The organism is Sulfurovum sp. bin170, assembly GCF_010892395.1.
Taxonomy (GTDB): domain Bacteria; phylum Campylobacterota; class Campylobacteria; order Campylobacterales; family Sulfurovaceae; genus UBA1140.
Genome location: NZ_JAACKB010000150.1, coordinates 1 through 3,713, shown reverse-complemented (window position 1 = coordinate 3,713; position 3,713 = coordinate 1). Strand labels below are relative to the sequence as shown.

The window sequence follows — 3,713 nt, the reverse complement described above, 5'->3', positions numbered from 1 at the left end:
TTGGAGGCGACACCCAGATTCGAACTGGGGATAGCAGCTTTGCAGGCTGCGGCCTTACCACTTGGCGATGTCGCCATTTAAATGACAGATAAACAAATAAAGTTTTACCAAAGCAACAAGTTGCGTGAGCCGACTGCTGAAGTCAACTTAGCGTTAGCGTAGTAAAAGGAACTTTGTTCATTTTGCGTCCCATTAAATGGTACCCGGAGCCGGACTTGAACCGGCACGACTGCAATAGTCGGGGGATTTTAAGTCCCCTGTGTCTACCATTCCACCACCCGGGCTTAATTGATACCAAAACTAAAATATTTAAATTATATATCACAATCTCAAAACTTCTGATTATGGAGCGGGAAACGAGGTTCGAACTCGCGACCCCGACCTTGGCAAGGTCGTGCTCTACCGCTGAGCTATTCCCGCACATCTGCACATCTGAAATTGGAATGCGATTATATCCAATTTTTTTTTAGATGTAAAGGTTTTTAGATATAATTTGCGAAAAATATTTTAATTGGAAACGCAAACTTTAGTTGCGTCAAACATTGAGCGAGGCTAAAGCCATCGGTTCCAAGTATAAAAAGGAATAAAATGAGAAGCGACATAGTAAAAAAAGGGCATAATAGAGCCCCTCACCGTTCACTACTTAGAGCTACAGGTCTAAAAGATGAAGATTTCAACAAACCATTTATTGGAGTAGCCAACTCTTTTATAGAGATAATCCCTGGACACTTCTTTTTGGACAGAGTCTCTGATATTATCAAAGATGAAATAAGAAAAGCAGGATGTGTACCATTTGAATTCAATACTATTGGGGTTGATGATGGTATCGCTATGGGTCATGATGGGATGCTCTTTTCACTTCCAAGTCGTGAAATTATTGCTAACTCAATTGAGACTGTGATGAATGCACATAAGCTTGATGCTATGATTGCTATACCAAATTGTGACAAGATAGTCCCAGGGATGATTATGGGAGCGTTGCGTGTTAATGTACCTACAGTGTTTGTTTCAGGTGGTCCAATGGCAAAAGGGTATAAACAAGATGGAACACCTATTGACCTTGCAACTGCATTTGAAGCTGTTGGTCAGTTTGAAGCAGGAGAGATTACAGAGGCTGAACTTACAGATATTGAGTGTAATGCTTGTCCTAGTGGTGGCTCTTGTGCTGGTATGTTTACTGCAAATTCAATGAATACACTTATGGAAGCGATGGGAATCGCTCTTCCTGGTAATGGTACTATCTTGGCTCTAACAAAAGAGAGGGAGGAGCTATACAGAAAAGCCGCAAGGAGAATCTGTGAAATTGCACTTATGGGGCAGGAGGAATCTTCCCTTTATAATGTAAGAAATATTTTAAATGAGAATGCTGTACGAAATGCTTTTGCTGTTGATATGGCAATGGGTGGAAGTTCAAACACAGTTTTACATATGTTGGCTATTGCGAAAGAGGCAGAGGTTAACTTTAATCTTGAAGATATCAATACCATATCTAAAAGAGTTTCACATATTGCCAAAATCTCACCAAGTTTGACAACTGTTCATATGCAAGATATAGACAGAGCAGGTGGTGTTAGTGCTGTAATGCACGAAATGAGCAAAAGAGGTGAAGATATTTTACTTGATAACTTAACTGTGACAGGAGAGAGTATAAAAGAGAGAATTGCAAATGCTGAAATCAAAGATACCAATATCATCCATACTATTGATAACCCTTATAGTAAAGTAGGTGGTTTAGCGATTCTTTATGGTAATCTTGCAGAGCAAGGTGCTGTTATTAAAACGGCTGGGATTACAGGTGAGAGAATCTTTACGGGTACGGCTGTCTGTTTTAATTCACAAGATGAGTCTATCAAAGGTATTATCAACGGCAAAGTTAAAGCTGGCAATGTTGTTGTTATCCGATATGAGGGACCAAAAGGTGGACCAGGGATGCAAGAGATGTTGAGTCCAACCAGTCTGATTATGGGTATGGGACTTGGTGATTCAGTGGCATTGATTACCGATGGACGATTTAGTGGGGCAACTAGAGGAGCTAGTATTGGTCATGTTTCACCAGAGGCTGCTGAGGGTGGTATGATTGGACTACTAGAGGATGGAGATGAGATTCATATTGATGTAGATAAGTATATTTTACAAGTTAATATCTCTGATGAGGAGATTGCTAAAAGAAGAGCCAACTTTAAACCTATTGTTAAGCCTCTTGAGAGCAAATGGTTAAAACAGTATAGAGCATTGGTTACCAATGCAAGTAATGGAGCTGTGTTAGAGGCTCCGTAGGTGTGACCATGTCACACGACAAAACCATTGTTAGTATTGGTTTTGTATTTAAAATATTAATTTGGGTTAGGTTTGAATTAGGTGTGTGACATGGTCACACCTACGATTGGATAATCTCCTGAATATCAGGAGCCAACATAACCCCCTCTATAGTACGAATAATGGTATCTCTATCTCTATAGATAACCATCGTAGGCAGTTGATAAATACCAAACTGCTCTGCTAATGATGGAGACTCATCAGTATCAACCATAAGTATACTCAAATTTTTAAGCTCCTCTTCTAGCTCTTCAAGCTCACACTCCAAAGCATGACACGGCTCACAATACTCAGAACCAAACTTCACTATCACTATATCTTTTTTCAGAAAAGCTCTCTCTATCTCTATCTGAAAATTCTCTTCATCTACCTCTATAACTGCCATTCTATTTAACCCTTCCATCGACAATAGGAACAAAACAACAAGGCTCAATCGCCTCTGTTGTGATTCTCCCTTTTCGTTTATAATATCGTGTGATAATCTGCAAACCATCCTGCTCTATTGGAGCTAAGAGAATTCCACCCTCTGCTAGTTGTTCAAAAAGAGCTTCTGGGATTTTTTTTGCTGTTGCAGAGAATAGTATCCGTTCATATGGTGCATACTCTTTCCATCCTCTTTGACCATCATCAAAACGGGTAAAAATATTGTTAATGCCATCTTTTCTAAATCGTTCTTTTGCCTCTTTGAGCAAAGAGTCAATTCTCTCAATTGTGAAAACTCGTCTACATACTTTTGAGAGAATGGCAGCTTGATAACCACTTCCACACCCTATCTCCAAAACAGTATCAACACCTTTCACCTCTAGATGCTGGGTCATTTTTGCGACCGTTAGCGGTGAAGATATCCACTGATTTTGTTGCATAGGCAAAGCATCCAATTGATACGAGATATTACCAAAACCCGTGGGTACAAACAACTTTCGGTTAACTTCTAAAAATGCTTTTTTAACATGAGGGCAGAGTTTGAATTTTTTATCAATCTCATCTACCATCTGCTCTTGCTTTGTTACCACAATCATCTAATCCTATCCATCAAATAAATTAAATGGAATTTTATCTAAAATGTGATTAAAAAAGCTAATTTTGAACAAGCCTATTTAACTCTCTATGCAATCTATCATCTTTAAAGTTTATAAAATCTACACTATCAACCATATCTTTGAGAGTTGCCATCTCATTTGAGATAGCTTCTGTGATTACATCTGAGAGCGACTGATCACTAGAGATTTTAACTGAAAAGAGAGGATCATCACTTAATTGAAAATAGAGTCTCCCCTCGCTTCTAATAATATGAAGAGTCTCTTTCCTATCTAAACTGTTATATATATATAGAATAAAAAATATAAAAACCCCACCAAGAATAATTGAAATAATAAACAGACCTTTCGATAATAGAT

4 protein-coding genes and 3 tRNA genes are annotated in these 3,713 nt (G+C 38.5%); 1 reads left to right on the top strand and 6 read right to left on the bottom strand.

What is annotated here, in order from left to right:
- Window position 1: 1 nt before the first annotated feature.
- From GSY74_RS03595 to GSY74_RS03585, 3 genes are all read right to left on the bottom strand, one after another.
- Window positions 2-75 (bottom strand) — tRNA-Cys (locus GSY74_RS03595).
- Between the two features lie 122 nt (window positions 76-197).
- A tRNA-Leu gene (locus GSY74_RS03590) sits at window positions 198-284 on the bottom strand.
- 61 nt (window positions 285-345) lie between these two features.
- Window positions 346-420: transfer RNA gene (locus tag GSY74_RS03585), tRNA-Gly, on the bottom strand.
- A 168-nt stretch (window positions 421-588) separates the two neighbouring features.
- On the opposite strand from GSY74_RS03585, the gene ilvD reads away from it, so the two are divergent.
- The gene (gene ilvD / locus GSY74_RS03580; protein WP_164663740.1) at window positions 589-2,277 is read left to right on the top strand and encodes a dihydroxy-acid dehydratase; all 1,689 of its coding nucleotides are present in this window, start codon (window positions 589-591) and stop codon (window positions 2,275-2,277) included.
- A 100-nt stretch (window positions 2,278-2,377) separates the two neighbouring features.
- Here the strand turns inward: ilvD and GSY74_RS03575 are convergent, their stop codons facing one another.
- From GSY74_RS03575 to GSY74_RS03565, 3 genes are all read right to left on the bottom strand, one after another.
- The gene (locus tag GSY74_RS03575) at window positions 2,378-2,701 is read right to left on the bottom strand and encodes a co-chaperone YbbN (protein ID WP_164663739.1); all 324 of its coding nucleotides are present in this window, start codon (window positions 2,699-2,701) and stop codon (window positions 2,378-2,380) included.
- 1 nt (window position 2,702) lies between these two features.
- The gene (locus GSY74_RS03570) at window positions 2,703-3,335 is read right to left on the bottom strand and encodes a protein-L-isoaspartate(D-aspartate) O-methyltransferase (protein ID WP_164663738.1); all 633 of its coding nucleotides are present in this window, start codon (window positions 3,333-3,335) and stop codon (window positions 2,703-2,705) included.
- A gap of 58 nt (window positions 3,336-3,393) precedes the next feature.
- Window positions 3,394-3,713: hypothetical protein (locus GSY74_RS03565; protein WP_164663737.1), on the bottom strand; the 320-nt coding region annotated here is incomplete at its 5' end.

Coding starts and splice junctions, on each gene's coding strand:
- GSY74_RS03575 (WP_164663739.1), bottom strand. CDS start 2,701: ATGGCAGTTATAGAGGTAGATGAAGAGAATTTTCAGATAGAGATAGAG.
- GSY74_RS03570 (WP_164663738.1), bottom strand. CDS start 3,335: ATGATTGTGGTAACAAAGCAAGAGCAGATGGTAGATGAGATTGATAAA.
- ilvD (WP_164663740.1), top strand. CDS start 589: ATGAGAAGCGACATAGTAAAAAAAGGGCATAATAGAGCCCCTCACCGT.